Origin of the sequence: Marinimicrobium locisalis (genome assembly GCF_039822625.1) — a bacterium.
Taxonomy (GTDB): Bacteria; Pseudomonadota; Gammaproteobacteria; order Pseudomonadales; family Cellvibrionaceae; genus Marinimicrobium; species Marinimicrobium locisalis.
This window is the reverse complement of record NZ_JBDLLG010000016.1, coordinates 39,204-52,404: the sequence shown is the minus strand read 5'-3', so window position 1 is coordinate 52,404 and position 13,201 is coordinate 39,204. Positions and strand designations below refer to the sequence as shown.

The 13,201-nt window shown below is 55.1% G+C and carries 14 protein-coding genes; 2 read left to right on the top strand and 12 right to left on the bottom strand.

The window, feature by feature from the left end; genetic code table 11:
* Positions 1-10: 10 nt before the first annotated feature.
* Both AAE514_RS11390 and AAE514_RS11385 read right to left on the bottom strand, forming a co-directional pair.
* Positions 11-328 carry an antibiotic biosynthesis monooxygenase family protein gene (locus AAE514_RS11390; protein ID WP_347331665.1) on the bottom strand — a complete coding sequence of 106 codons (318 nt, stop codon included), beginning with the start codon at positions 326-328 and terminating at the stop codon, positions 11-13.
* 138 nt (positions 329-466) lie between these two features.
* Positions 467-2,143, bottom strand: a complete 1,677-nt coding sequence (locus tag AAE514_RS11385) for a glycoside hydrolase family 6 protein (protein ID WP_347331664.1) — start codon at positions 2,141-2,143, stop codon at positions 467-469.
* Between AAE514_RS11385 and AAE514_RS11380 the strand changes: the two genes are divergently transcribed.
* Positions 2,121-2,615: a hypothetical protein gene (locus AAE514_RS11380; protein WP_347331663.1), complete on the top strand. Its 495-nt coding sequence runs from the start codon at positions 2,121-2,123 to the stop codon at positions 2,613-2,615. The genes AAE514_RS11385 and AAE514_RS11380 overlap by 23 nt on opposite strands.
* A gap of 321 nt (positions 2,616-2,936) precedes the next feature.
* Here AAE514_RS11380 and AAE514_RS11375 read toward each other — a convergent pair whose 3' ends face one another.
* The 8 genes from AAE514_RS11375 to AAE514_RS11345 form a co-directional block, all read right to left on the bottom strand.
* Positions 2,937-3,860 (bottom strand): hypothetical protein, encoded by a 924-nt coding sequence (locus tag AAE514_RS11375; protein ID WP_347331662.1) that lies wholly within the window; start codon positions 3,858-3,860, stop codon positions 2,937-2,939.
* A gap of 55 nt (positions 3,861-3,915) precedes the next feature.
* On the bottom strand, positions 3,916-5,775 hold the full coding sequence (locus AAE514_RS11370) for a metallophosphoesterase (RefSeq protein WP_347331661.1): 1,860 nt from the start codon (positions 5,773-5,775) through the stop codon (positions 3,916-3,918).
* A gap of 126 nt (positions 5,776-5,901) precedes the next feature.
* Positions 5,902-8,052 (bottom strand): TonB-dependent receptor, encoded by a 2,151-nt coding sequence (locus AAE514_RS11365; protein WP_347331660.1) that lies wholly within the window; start codon positions 8,050-8,052, stop codon positions 5,902-5,904.
* 322 nt (positions 8,053-8,374) lie between these two features.
* Positions 8,375-8,572, bottom strand: a complete 198-nt coding sequence (locus AAE514_RS11360) for a hypothetical protein (RefSeq protein WP_347331659.1) — start codon at positions 8,570-8,572, stop codon at positions 8,375-8,377.
* Positions 8,573-8,897: 325 nt separating this feature from the next.
* A complete protein-coding gene (locus AAE514_RS11355) occupies positions 8,898-9,425 on the bottom strand; it encodes a hypothetical protein (protein WP_347331658.1) in 528 nt (175 codons plus the stop codon).
* A complete protein-coding gene (locus tag AAE514_RS18680; RefSeq protein ID WP_488212734.1) occupies positions 9,337-9,585 on the bottom strand; it encodes a hypothetical protein in 249 nt (82 codons plus the stop codon). The genes AAE514_RS11355 and AAE514_RS18680 overlap by 89 nt, the downstream gene beginning before the upstream one ends.
* Before the next feature lie 155 nt (positions 9,586-9,740).
* Positions 9,741-10,523, bottom strand: a complete 783-nt coding sequence (locus AAE514_RS11350; RefSeq protein WP_347331657.1) for a hypothetical protein — start codon at positions 10,521-10,523, stop codon at positions 9,741-9,743.
* A gap of 169 nt (positions 10,524-10,692) precedes the next feature.
* A complete protein-coding gene (locus tag AAE514_RS11345; RefSeq protein WP_347331656.1) occupies positions 10,693-10,908 on the bottom strand; it encodes a hypothetical protein in 216 nt (71 codons plus the stop codon).
* A 176-nt stretch (positions 10,909-11,084) separates the two neighbouring features.
* Between AAE514_RS11345 and AAE514_RS11340 the strand changes: the two genes are divergently transcribed.
* Positions 11,085-11,348 (top strand): helix-turn-helix domain-containing protein, encoded by a 264-nt coding sequence (locus AAE514_RS11340; protein WP_347331655.1) that lies wholly within the window; start codon positions 11,085-11,087, stop codon positions 11,346-11,348.
* 190 nt (positions 11,349-11,538) lie between these two features.
* Here the strand turns inward: AAE514_RS11340 and AAE514_RS11335 are convergent, their stop codons facing one another.
* Positions 11,539-11,778, bottom strand: coding sequence for a DUF3820 family protein (locus AAE514_RS11335; RefSeq protein WP_347331654.1), 240 nt, complete (start codon positions 11,776-11,778; stop codon positions 11,539-11,541).
* Complete coding sequence (locus tag AAE514_RS11330; RefSeq protein WP_347331653.1) at positions 11,775-13,124, bottom strand: sodium-dependent transporter; 1,350 nt, start codon at positions 13,122-13,124, stop codon at positions 11,775-11,777. Before AAE514_RS11330 ends, AAE514_RS11335 begins: the two co-directional genes overlap by 4 nt.
* Between the last annotated feature and the right edge of the window lie 77 nt (positions 13,125-13,201).

Genomic DNA, 13,201 nt, shown 5'->3' with positions numbered 1-13,201 from the left:
GGCTTGAGAGTTATAACCCATACTCCCTTTCCACTTTCGTAATCCGAACTCTAAAACTCTCGTACCATTGCTCTCGGCCCATTCGTTGGGCTTCCTGGTGTTCGGCATTTTCCTTCCAAGCCCTGATGGAATCAAGATCCGCCCAGTATGAAACGGTAATTCCGATCTTTTCCCGAGCTGACTCTATTCCGAGGAATCCCGGTTGAGCCGATGCCAGCTCAACCATTCTAGCGGCCATTTCCTCGTAGCCGTGATCTCCTTCCGCTCGACGGGAGGTAAAGATTACTGCGTAGTACGGGGGTTTTGGAGTGTCTGCAATGGGTGCCATAAGGGTTTGCCGGCTTCTACGTTCGTGGTGGTTCGCCTCTGGTGCCACTCTCAAGGAGCGTAAAACAAAAATCCCCACCAAAGGGCGGGGATCTTAGTGTAGCGAGTTGACCTCATGGGTCAACGCCTAATGCGATGTTTAGTAATCGCTCTCACCCAGGGGTGGATAGGCATTGTCGATCAGCATGAGATACTGCTTGTGGAACCAGCCGCCGGCGTGAGGTGCCAGCTCGGGTATGGGTTGAGTGGCAAGGCCGCCATCACGAGGCTCACCGGGAATACACATGGTATCCAGCTGCTTGCCGTCGTATATCGGGTCGCTGGCCGCATCTACAATCGCGCGGTCAATCTCATCCAGGTTGTTGTAGGCTTCGGACCCCACCGGGTAATCAGCCACATCGAAAGAAATACCGTCGGACTCACCCGGTGGCTTCATCCAGAAGAACGCATCCAGGTGAGGGCGGGAGCTGTCGGGGCTGGCTTTGGGCATTTCCCCCACGCCGGCTTTATCCACGTTACACCAGTGGCCGCGATGAACGCGCTGGTCCACACGCTGACTGCTATCGGTGCCTTTGGTCGTGCTGCCCGGTTCCGGACGCCCGGGGAAGCCCCAACCGTTGCGAGCGGTATCAATGATAAACCCAGGGTTGAAGCCCGGCTTCTCTGAGCGAACGCGCGCGTTGAAGGAATCAATATAGGTCATCTCATCGACGGCCTTGTTCCACTCGTAGAAGTCTTGAAGGGCGGAACGGTCAGCTTCATCGTTGGAGATGGCGGGTTCTTCCACCGGCGTATAGCCCGAGGTGTTCGAAGCGAAACCGCGCACCTTCTCAAAACCGCTGATGCCGTCGGTGCTTGCGCCTTCAATTAACTTCAAGAAGCCAGCCACGCCGCGCTTGAGGTTACTTTGCTCGTTTGCGGAGTCATCCCACCCCAACCAGCCGGCGTGGCCGATATCCAGATAGGTGTACACGTTGCCGGGCTTATGCAGCTCTTCAATGGCAATTTGCAAACCGTGCCCGTAGACCCCCAAGCCTTCTTCAAGGCCCGCCGGACGGTACTCTTCCAGCAAGGTGTCACAGTACGTTGTGCCGTCGGCGGTGGTGAGATCGGGCCAAACCAATGACGGGCCATCCGGGTTCCGTTTGGTGTTGGTGATCATATTGGGGTAGGAGTCCGGCTCCAGCATTGCCACGATCCGCAAGTCTTTGTATTCGTGCTTTTTGTTGAAGGTGTCGATAATAACCCCCAGGTACTCTTCCCGATATCTTCGAATACCCTCCAGCACTGGATGTTCGACGCCTGGCTTGCCGACTTCGTACAGTTGGCCACTAGAGGCAAATGCGGCACAGTCGCGATCGGGCAGGTTATAGATGATGACCACGATCGTCATCGGCGATTTTTCTCCGTCTCTTTCGGCAAAGTACTGTTGCTGAGCGACGGCCGCATCCAAATGCCCCTCAAGGGAGCGACGGCCCGCTTCCGGATCACCATAGATGGTGGCAATGGAATCCATCCAGACAGCACTTGGCTGGCGCTGTACGTACTTGATCTTATCGGCCAGCTTGGTATTGCCTTCTGCCTCCACGATCGCCAACGAGTAGTCCATCATGGTCTTGATATCGGGGCTCAGGTAAAAGTATGAGTCCTCAAAGGGGTTACCTTCGGTCTGCAAGCTTGTGCCCGGCGTGCCCTTGGCCTGTTGGTCCAAAGGAATGCTGCCGTCGTAGTTGTTCGGGTCAACAATATCAACGGCTTCTTGGTTTGCCTCTTCTGAGGAAAAGGAGCTGCTGGTGGAAGAGGTGGCACTGCTCACCGAAGCACTGGAACTACTCACCGATACGCTGGAGCTACTGACTGAAGCGCTGGCGCTGCTCGTGGATGCACTGGCACTGCTTGTGGCGTCGCTTGAGCTACTAATAGAAGCGCTGGAGTTTCCGACCGACGCACTGGAGCTGGTAGCGGGCGGGTTACCTACAGAAGCACTGGAACTGCCGCCCGGCGGGGTGGGGCTGTCCTCTGACGCACTGGAACTGCTGCTTGAGGGCGAGGGGCCACCGGCGGAAGCGCTGGAGCTACTCGCGGCTGGGATTGAGCTGCTGAGCGCGGCGCTGGAACTGCTCGGTGAGGGGCTAGGCTCGGTAGACGCAGAACTATTACCACTGGACGAGGCCCCGGGGCCTTCATCGTCGGAGCCGCCAGACCCGCCACAGGCGGATAGCACAGCGATTGAGCCCGTCAGCAACAGGCTCCTGATCAAGCGATGGGTAAGACACCGCGGCTTTTGATTATGCATTGCATTCTCCGTAATGAATCAAAATAATTTGATTTATTGAGATGAGTTAGTCCCTTGGGCACCGCCGTCAATGGGCGCCCAGCTTTCTTGTGCATGGATTGAACAATATAAGCAGCAGCGGTCGTCGAGGGGGCGGTCCATACCAGCGCCAATGATCAGTTTCTCAGGCGCGCTCTCTCCGCTTGGGGCCAACCACAAACTGTTTAACAGTGTGGGAGGAAGGGAGTTTACAGAGTCACCGGTAATATTCTGTCGTCAGGATCACATATTTCGCAAAAAGGTATACGCCCGTTGGAAATGGCCAGAAGGACCATTACTGACGTTTCGAGACAAGGCGCTTCCGCTTCAGTACCCACATTAAAGCGATGCCTGCCAGCATGAGAGATGCCAGCAGGGGCCAACGGCTCTCCTGATCATTCTCAGGATGAGCCTCGCTAAGCGTACTGCCTTCGCCACTTGCCGGAGCGCTTTTTTGGGCAATATTGTGTGTCCGCGTTGTGATCGATGTCACATTCGGGGGCTCGGCGTTGGTGTGCGCTTCTCCCGGCGTGGAAGACGCGCTTTGTGCACCAGGGTTGGTTTTTTGCCTGTTCGTTTCGGTGCGCTCCGAGCCTGATTCGGACAAAGTGCTATCTGGCGCAGGGCTAGGTGATATTTGATCGCTTGAGCTCTTCCCAAAATGCTGACGGTTCAACCCCATCCGGTCTGCGGCAGTCGTTATGGATTCAAATTCGCCCAGCCAACTGTCTGGAAGCTCGTCCTCGTTCGGGCGTCGTAGGTGTGACAGTTGCTCCGAACTGTTGTGCTTAGTATGGGCATAGCGTTCGTTTAATAGGCCCGTAAGCCACTGATAGTCTTCGCTGCTAAGGTGCGCAATACGCTTGCCGTCGGACAGCCACGTATCACCCAAGTACAGGCGTTGTCCAATCCGCCGCTCGCCGTAGTCGTCCATCATGATCAGGTCCAGAACATGGGTGGGGTCTGAAAGTGGGGCCTCAATGGGTTGGAGCTGTGAGGCATAACGAAGAATGACTTCATAGACCAAGGCGCCCATAACGGGCGCGGGGAATTCGAATGGGTTGGCGAGGACGACGTAGTCGCCTTCGCCATAGAAGATAATATAGTGCGTCTGAGTGTAGTCGTACTCTGGGACCTCCGTCGTATCAATAGCCGGCCTTGCGGAAGCGTTTCCACAAAAAACAGTGAGAAAGAACAGTAATAGAAAAAAGGCTTTCATCCAGTACAGTTCCCCGAGAACATTGTCGTGCAGGCGCGATTCGATAATCCCACCCCTATTCGCGGTAAAAGCTCCCAGCCCCCGCAATGGAACTCTCATGATCCCAGGCGGTGAGCCACTCTCTTCCCACCATGCCGGGCTCGTTCGGGTCAATATCGCGCAGCAACACATTCAATCGCAAGCCGTCCCAGCGGCTGCCGTGGTCTTCGTCTAGCAGCTCGGAGGGGATGAGGATTTCCGCCGTATAGCCCGTACCTGTCAACTGAACCCTTTGTTGTATGGTCTCGGGCACTTTGGGGTTGCCTTTCAGATCGCTCTCCAGTGACTGAGCGGGGGGCTGAAGCACCATATAGCGCTCACCGGGTACGCGGTTGTTATAGGTTTTCTTTAACAAGCGGCGGTTTTGGGGGCGCGCGTCCAGGGTGATCAGTATAGCGTCGCCGTCCCAGACATTGGTGCTCTTGCTCCGTACAATGGTGTCATCGGTCACCTCGAGTGCCAATACCACGGAGTCGTCGCTTTCGGCCACGGACCAGGAGAAGTCCGCGTCACTTAAACCGCTCCAATTATCCGCTTGAAAATATTGGTTATCAGCGGCAGCAAAGAACGTCTCCGTTTGCCATTCGGTCAAGTGGCCGTCTAGCTCTATATTGTCGATGTAATTGATAGGGCGCTCGCGGCTGATCGCGATGGTGCGCGAGCCCTCGTAGTGAACGGGCGAATCGTCGTGTTCATACTGCAGCTCCCACTCCACATCAATGGCGTTATGGTCACCCGCGAGCGGTTCAAGGCTCGCCACCTCGATGGGCAAGGTGCGCACCTCGTTGGGCGGCACGGTAATGGTTTGAGGTGACTGGCCGGTAAAAGTGAAACCGGCCCGGGCGCTCAGATGTGCGGTCAGGTTGTAGGGTATGTCGGCGTCATTGGTCAGTCTGAGTTCGGCGGTGCCGTTTTCGAAGTTGCCACGATGCAACAACGCCGGCGCCGCGAGTCGCCCACGGTCGATCATATTATTCTGAAGGTCGCGCATCTCGGCGGTACGGACGTTTTCGTCCCAGATTCCGTCCAACATCAAATTGGCAATGATCGGCCCGTCGTCGCTCATGGTGACCCACACCACATGATCAAACTCACCAAAGCGGCTACCGCGCATACTGCTGATGCCGCCGGTGGTGGCCAGGGTAAAGTACTTCTGCCCGTGGCGCTGGTCTTTTACGTAGCGATGGTGGTGGCCGGCAAATACCGTGTACTGGCGATCTTCCAAAAGCGCTTCTATTTCCGCCCAGCGGTCTTGGTTCTCGCGATCCCAAAGCGGTGAATGGGTGAAAATCAGGGTCCAGCGTGGCTCGGGGTTCTCTTCAAGGGTCTTTTCCAGCCAGTCGACTTGCGCCTTGGAGAAGGTATGCGTCTCGCCCCCATCATTGGAATTGAGCATTACGAAGAGCGTGTCGCGGTAAGTAAAGTGATAGTAGCTATCGCCGTAACGTTCCTGCCAGACCTCGGCCATGACATTATTGGTGTAGTCGTGGTTACCGGCCAGGTAGAAAAACGGCATATCAAGGCGCTGCACCATGGCGTCAAGCTCGTTCCACTCGCTGGCCAGCTGCGCCCGGTCGTCGGTGTAGCCTTCTATCAAGTCTCCGACACTGACCACAAACTCCGGCTGCAGCAGATTAAGCTTGTCCACCGCCTGGGAGAAGACGCCGGGGCGCATGCCCCCGGTGCGGTCGGTGACAATGGCGAACTGAAAAGCCTCGGGGTCATTGCCAAAATCCAGGTGCGTCCAGGGCACAACCGGCCCTGAAGAGCCAACGACCGCGGCCGCTGCGCCGTGTTCGTGGTCGGAGTGGGGGTGATGGGGTGCGGAGCAGGCCAACAGCGCGGTGGCGGCGAGCGTAATCAGAGGGAGACGCATGATCTTTCCTTTGCCTGTGCATTTCCCCGAAGTGTAGCGAAAGGCTTATGACAGTGTCTAGCGCTGCCTGAAGCGGGCGCTTCAACACAAAGCGCCGCTTGAGTGGGAAGTTTTATTAGCTCACCTTTACCAGGTATATGTGTAGGCAAGCGATAAATGTCGGCCCCTCGCCGGGATATGGCTGGTATTACTACTGCTTCGCATGAGTTGCCCGTAAAGTGGGTAGTAATCCTCGTTGAATAGGTTCTCGATACCCAGCTTTATTTTCCCCTGGGCGAGCACCCACTGAGCAGTCAAGTCCACGGCGGTATAGGCATCGACCTTCCGGCGGCCGAAACTCGCATCGCCGTCCAGTCGATAATCCTCACTGCCTGAATGCAGCACTTGCACGCGGTAAAGCTGGGAATCGTCCGGTTGGTAGACCGCATACGCCGTAAGTTTTAAGGGCGGAATCCGAAAACCGTTTAGCGGCTGAAAGTTCTCCGCATCACCGGCTCGCTCTTCACCCTCCATTTTGGTAAAGGTCCCGCCCAGCCGCCAAGCATCACTCACCGTGTAGTCAAGGGTGGCCTCCAGGCCGGTTATCTCCTCCTCGTTACGGGACAGCGTTAAGCCGAAGTTCTCAGTAGTGACCCGACCCAATTCCGATGTACTACGGAACAATGCCGCGGAAGCGGTCAGTCGCTCCCACTGGCCACGCCAACCTAGCTCGTAGTTGTCTGTGGTGACCGGCTGTAGGTTGGAGGTTCCAAGGTCGAACGACGGCGCGGCGTAACGCACGCGCAAGCCGATATCGGGTAGCTCAAAGCCTTGGTTGTAGGATACATAAACTTCATGTTCATCCGTGAGGGTTGCAACCAGCCCGGCATTGAAGAACCAGTCGCCATAGCTTGCACTGCCACCACTGACCGACTCGGGTGTTGTGCTGTTGATTTGAGACAGCGGCACAAAGTCGCTGAATGAAGCCGTCACATCTTCGTAGCGCACGCCAGCCTCTCCGGCTATTACCGTGTTAAAGCGGTGACGTAGCTGAGCGAACAGGGCATCACTATCATGGTCGATAGGTGGCATAAAGGTGGCGTCGCCAAGTTCTACAAATTCCAGGCCATTGCTGGCATCAAAGGCTTCGCCTTCGTAGAGGGTGACAGGCATCTCCGTTGTCTCGCGCGTAAGGTCCGCTCCCCAGACCACTTCTGTTTCCCCCTCTTCTGAAAATCCGAGGGGGGTATTCACGGTGAGTCGGGCTCCCGAGACATCACTTTCCAAATGGCTCTGGGCAATTTGATTGCCCCAACTGTCGATGTGTCGAGCGTCGAAGGGGTAAAAACGCGTGGCGTAGTCCCGGCGATAAAGCTGGGCATGCACCTCGCTGCCGAGCACATCTTCATGAGAATAGTTCAAATTTAAAAGCCGGTTCTCCACTTGGTTTTGTTTTTCCAGCTCCAGACCTTCCACGGCGCGGGCACGGACAGTGCCTGGAGGAAAGGCTGTTACGGATGTATCGGAACCAAAATCCGTGTCTTGCTCCGCATCAAGCTCACTGGCGCCGAACTGGATACGCTGTTGGCCAAAGTCGTACCCCAGCTTTACGCTATAGCTGTTAATTTCGGCGTCAAACATATCCCCCTGGCTAGGCTCGGGGGCAATACGCTTACCATCTGCATCAAAATAAGCACCCACGCTTTCGTGACTTGCGGTAAACGCATAGTCCATGCCGTGCTCTTCGCCCGACAGAAACTGAGTGAGCTTGTAGCCAAGGGCACTCCCGCCGAAGTGCTCTGTCGAGGAACTCAGGCCTGCCTCTGTAGACGCCTCGAATGCCTCCTGGCCTCGGCGTGTGGTAATCGCAATAACGCCACCTGTGGCGCCGCTACCGTAGATGGCGTTGCCGCCCCGCAACACTTCCACGCGCGCTATCTGTTCTGGGGCAACGTTGAACAAGTCCCTAGAAGCGTTGCGATTGGTGTTCATCGGTACGCCATCCACGAGTACCAAAGCCTTTCGGCCACGCAAGGTTTGCGAGTAATTTGTCAACGTTTGGCTGGAAGGCGCCATGCCCGGCACAGAGTGCGCCAGAACGGCGGCGAGGTTGTTGGCACCAGCCTGCTGAAGCTGGAGATCTTGCGCATCAAGCACGGTCTTCTGGCCTGCCGGATCGACTATATCGCTTTGAATGCGGCTGCCAGTGATGAGTACTTCCTCCAAAGCGGGGGCGTTCTGTGCATGGGCGCCACCAACGGCTACCGCCATGGCGCAACTTAAAGCGGTTTTTTTCATAGTCATTTTCCTTGCCGGCCTTGCCGACACTACTTCTTGATTGAGCCGGACACCATCATTTGCGAATATAAACGATAATAATTACTATTACAATCCCGTGCGCCACCTCGACTCTCTACGCGCTGGGCGCTTAGATTATTTTGCAGATCTGGAGTTTGCCTCCCCGCAGAATCGCGCAAGGAGCTATAAGCAGCTGACCGATACCAGATTGAGAGCTATTTGAATGCTGGATTTACACGAAAACAGATGACAGAGGCGCTTAATAGAGGCCCCTCCACGATCTGCAGAGAGTTGTCGCTGGACTGGAAAAGTTAATGTCGCTCTATAAGGGGGCCAGGAAAAGCTCGCTGTTGTGCATCCCGGCCAGCATCTGGTCATACCGCGCCAGCGCGTCGGTAGCCGCCAGCAGTCCCGGCATCAGGCGGGCATAGTTCAGCTTCCCGGGAGGGAACTCCCCCAGGTGGTAGTGGGCGGCATGGCTGAGGTCGAGGCTCATGGAAGCGGCGTTCCTTGTCAGCAAGGCACTTTGATGATCATTTTGTAGCAAATGTTAACAACAAAAGCCATTGATGTTCACGCCTGAACAACAACAGATATTGTTGTTAACAACATGCCAGTCTGTTAACAACAAGGATGGTTGTCATTAATGGGGTAGGTCTTAGCTCAGTTGTCGTTGATATTCCAGGACATATAAGAACAAAGGTCAGAGCGAGGTTGGCGCAAAAATCATTATTGGTCCCATTCTGTCGATAACCGGCCGAAACTCAACGAGCCGCCACTGCTTTATAGGTCCCCGGAAAAGTGATTTTTAGAGGTTCCCTGAAGGACTCGGGAAATTATCCTATCTATTTGTCACGGCTTTGGCATTCAAACATCATATAGCCCTGTTCATGAAAAGTACCTGGATGGTAATGTACGAGCCTGATTCTGGCCGAGTCGGGAGCTTGGTCCGCCGAGAACACGGAGTCACTGAGAGCGTTATAGAAGCGGTTGGACTCTTTATCCCGAATGGCGACTTCAAAATTGTTGATAAAATGGTTCCCATTCAGCTTCTGCGTCATATGAGCTAACGCCCAAAATTCGACGTTTTCCGTCTCATACACCAAGCTTCGGCCGGCGCGTTTCAAAACGGAGCCGATAATAGCAATTTCTTTGGATACGAGAAGCCCCGATTCCGTTCCGAAGTTGTCCGAATGGACAGAGCAGCTTAGGGTCAGCTCAGGGCTGGAGTCGGCGTTCGCACACAGGAGTGGGCTGACGAGCCCTGCAAGTAACACGAACACTTTATTGGCAGAGCCGACCTTTGGCGTAAACCTTGAACTGGGAGAATGTGAGTGTTTCGCTCTCTGAGGAGCAGTATTTGTAACCTGCATTAGTTACTTCCTTTTCGATTAGGTGGTCAAAGACGAAGCCTGCCAACAATAATGAGATAAACAATCCTGAGATTACATAGTTTCTGGCTTTTTCAATACTCTTGTTTTTAATCTTGACCAAACACTGTGAGTGGATGATTGGGATTATGAGCGTAGCCATATAAAGCCCAAACGGGCTCTGTAGCTCGATACTGGTCTCGGAGGAAGCTATACTCTGGGAGACGTCGTGCCATCTATTGATCACATGGGAAAAAGCCCAGAAAGACAGCGCATCAAACACTAGCAGAACTAGATGGGCGAGCCTCTTATCCATAATTAGTAGAAAATCCCTTGGCCTACTGGTCTTCCATTAAGAATTTGCCATTTCAGTCGGCGATTGACCTCGGCGGCTTGCCGGTTAATCTCACCCACCGTATCGTCATAGGCCTCTTGTAGTTCGTTCGCTAGAGTTTCGGTAATACCAAAACGTCTATCGAGCGCATCAAGACCGATGGTGGCACTGATCCCGGCGGCTATAACGACGACAATGGGGCCTGCCGCAATGGTTGTGACGGCCGCTGTTGCAGAGCCTGCTACTGAGGCAATGGCCGCGACGAGAGAGGCTTTGGCGATATCAGTCGCGATTGCGCTCAAAAACTCAGCCTTTGTCTGATCGTCGCTGATGATGTGGGTGAGTATGTTGACCGGAACTGTGAAAAATATCGATATTCTGGCGCCAGATGCTATGGCCTTATTCACGCCTCGGCGTCCAATGGCCATATCCACGACTTTAGGGTTCGAAGCAGAGTACCGTGTACCAGTCAGGATAGAGCGGCTGCGGGGGTTTCCTTTAAATATTACGTACTGTTTGGAGCGATGGGTGACAACCTTGACCCTCCCCGTCAAACCAAGCTCCCGGATGATGCGCTGCGCTTTTGGAAGGTCCAGCGCGACCAAGCCTAATGAAGTGGACGCTTTTATTGTCGCCGTCGGATCATTGGTTGTTGTGCCGGAGGTATACCTGCGATGAATTTCTACGAGTTCTTCTGCGGGAAGGACATCAAGAGTCTGAGCGTTCTGGTTGACGATACTTTTGACTTCGCTGGAGGTAGTGTTCATAAAAATATCCTATTAATCCGTTGGCAGTCATTGTTAAAATGGGCGCCAACGTCCTTTGAATTCCGTTATGGTCCAATTTCTGTTTATAGCAAATACTTTGGCTCAAGAACAGCGATGGTTTCTCGTTGTTGCGAATGGAGCAGCTGGGAGCAGGCCTTCAGCTCTCTAGCTAATGTAGGCTGGAACCGCTGTTAATAAGCATCCGGTAGTGGGCTCGGACCTGGGCGCAATAGAAGCACCAGTACTCATGCTGAATCGGCGGCCCCGACCGGTTCTCCGGTTTTCTTCTCAAAGCGTCTGCTTCCATATCCAACTCCTCCTGGAGTTGATCCAGCTCCCGTAAGGCCTGGAGTCGGGAAACGCCTAGGTCGAAGGTTAACCGCATGAACTCCCCGAGAGGGAAGTTTGGTGTCATTTCATCTAAGCAAATCCGTACTTTAAACGTGTTTTTAAGCGACATTTGGCTTGCTCCTTGGTATGATCATTCCTAATTATCCCAAAATGGGATAATTGAAAAGATATACTAGTTTGGGATATTTCTCAAGCGGCAGAAATATCCAGATGACGAATCGATCCCGAGACTACAACAGGCAGGTGCTGAGAGAGTTGTTAAAGGCGCTGAGAAAGGAGAGGGCAGGGTTGACGCAGGTTGAGCTAAGCAAGGCGCTAGGTCGCCCGCAAAGCTATGTATCCAAGTACGAGACCGGCGAGCGGCGGCTGGATTATGTTGAGGTGGCGGAGATATGCCAAGCGATAGGGGTTCCGGTGGGCGAGTTTAACGAAGCGTACCAAGCTCACATGAAAACTGGCGGCAAGAAGGTTTAACCGCCTTCATTGAAGAGCGGTATCACTCCCTTTTCTACGAGGCAGAATCAGTTTGGCCTGGACTAACTACCTGAAATTCTAGTCGCTGGTTATGTGGTTCTTGGTTCCTTATCGCTATAAAATCCTTGATGTCCTTTTCGGTAAACATTGAACCTCCTAAGCTTTTCCAGCTGTTTTAGATATCCGGGAATCAGGTATACAGGTTGCTCTGCCCCACCAACTCCTGCAACATCCCCTCCAACCCATTCACCTTAATCTCATACATCAACGCCAGCTGCCTTCCCAGCTTGCTATTGGGAAACCCCTGCCCATGAAACCATACCAGGTACGGTTCCGGCAGCTCCAGCAGCTTGCGCCCTTTGTATTTCCCAAAGGGCATGGTCTGGTTGACGGCGTCGAGTAGGTCTTGTGGGTTCAGGTCGGGGTTCATCGCAGGGACTGTATAAAGGCTAATAGAATCAGCACCGGGCACACCAGGCGCACGTAGAAGGGCCAGATTTTCCAGAACAGGCTGTGTTCGATGTCCCGGTGGCCGGCTTTAAGTTCGTTCAGCAGTTGGTTGCGCCGCATGATCCAGCCGACGAACACGCACAGGGCGATGCCCAGTAGCGGCTGGCTGTATTCGGTGGTGAGGGAGACGGCGGCATCGAACAGGGTGCTCATGTTGAGCAGGATGATGGTGCTCACCGCGAAGATGAGCAGGCCAATGGTCCAGGCGGCGCCGGTGCGCTTGAGCCGGGTGCGTTCGGTGACGACGGACACCGGTGCTTCCAGCATGGAGATGGAGGAGGTGAGGGCGGCGATGCTCATCAGGGCGAAGAAGGCGATGCTGAGCCAGATGCCGGCCCCGCCCATGGTACTGAACAGGGCGGGCAGGACCTGAAAGATCAGACCGGGGCCGGCGAGCAGGTCGCCGCCCTCGCTGTAGATGGCGATGCCCTGGGCCTGGGCCACGTACATGGTGGGCAGGATCAGCAGCCCGGCGGTGAAGGCGATGCCGGTATCGAGCAGGGTGACGGCGGCGCCCAGGCGCGGCAGGCTGTCGGTTTTGCGCAGGTAGGAGCCGTAAATCAGCATGGTGCCCACACCCAGGGAAAGGGAGAAGAATGCCTGGCCCATGGCGCTCAATAGCAGGCCCGGGTCGGTCAGTTGGGTGAAGTCGGGAATGAGATAGTTTTTAAGGCCCTCGCCGGCGCCGGGTTGGGTAAAGACGTAGAGGATCAGCCCTAGCAGAATCAGGAACAATAGTGGCATGAGCCGGGTAGACCAGGCTTCAATGCCGTTTTCCACGCCCTTGGCGATAATGGCGACGGTGGCGGCGGTAAACAGGCCGCAGACGAGCAGGTTACGCCCCAGGGCGTCGCTGGCAAGCCAGTCGGCGGCGCCTTGCCAGCCGAGTAGCTGGGCCAAGGGTTTGCCAAATTCCGCCAGCATCCAGCCGGCGACGATGGCGTAGAAGCTGAGAATCAGGCTGGCGACCAGCACGCCGTAGTAGCCCACCGCTCGGCCCAGGCCCTTGGTGGCGCGGTTTTCGCCGAGCGTATCCAACGCGGTGACGATGTTGGCCCGGGCGTGGCGGCCAATGACCAGCTCGGCCACTAGGGCCGGGTAGGCGAGCAGGAAGGCCAGCACCAAGTAAGCCAGCAGAAAGGCGCCGCCGCCGTTGCTCGCGGCCTGGGTGGGGAAGCCCCAGATATTGCCCAGCCCCACCGCCGAGCCGGTGGCGGCCATCAAAAAACCGATTTTGGAGGAGAATTGTCCGCGTTGATCGCTCATTCACTGCCCTGTTTTTGGCGGTTTTTGAGGTTTTATGTCGGGTTTTATTCCGGGTTTCGGGCCAGTTTATTGGCTTT

Bases quoted from the DNA above. Each gene is read 5' to 3' on its own strand.
- AAE514_RS11330 (WP_347331653.1), bottom strand. From the start codon at position 13,124: ATGAGCGATCAACGCGGACAATTCTCCTCCAAAATCGGTTTTTTGATG.
- AAE514_RS11390 (WP_347331665.1), bottom strand. From the start codon at position 328: ATGGCACCCATTGCAGACACTCCAAAACCCCCGTACTACGCAGTAATC.
- AAE514_RS18680 (WP_488212734.1), bottom strand. From the start codon at position 9,585: ATGGCTACGCTCATAATCCCAATCATCCACTCACAGTGTTTGGTCAAG.
- AAE514_RS11375 (WP_347331662.1), bottom strand. From the start codon at position 3,860: ATGAAAGCCTTTTTTCTATTACTGTTCTTTCTCACTGTTTTTTGTGGA.
- AAE514_RS11340 (WP_347331655.1), top strand. From the start codon at position 11,085: ATGACGAATCGATCCCGAGACTACAACAGGCAGGTGCTGAGAGAGTTG.
- AAE514_RS11370 (WP_347331661.1), bottom strand. From the start codon at position 5,775: ATGCGTCTCCCTCTGATTACGCTCGCCGCCACCGCGCTGTTGGCCTGC.
- AAE514_RS11350 (WP_347331657.1), bottom strand. From the start codon at position 10,523: ATGAACACTACCTCCAGCGAAGTCAAAAGTATCGTCAACCAGAACGCT.
- AAE514_RS11335 (WP_347331654.1), bottom strand. From the start codon at position 11,778: ATGAACCCCGACCTGAACCCACAAGACCTACTCGACGCCGTCAACCAG.
- AAE514_RS11345 (WP_347331656.1), bottom strand. From the start codon at position 10,908: ATGCGGTTAACCTTCGACCTAGGCGTTTCCCGACTCCAGGCCTTACGG.
- AAE514_RS11365 (WP_347331660.1), bottom strand. From the start codon at position 8,052: ATGAAAAAAACCGCTTTAAGTTGCGCCATGGCGGTAGCCGTTGGTGGC.
- AAE514_RS11355 (WP_347331658.1), bottom strand. From the start codon at position 9,425: ATGCAGGTTACAAATACTGCTCCTCAGAGAGCGAAACACTCACATTCT.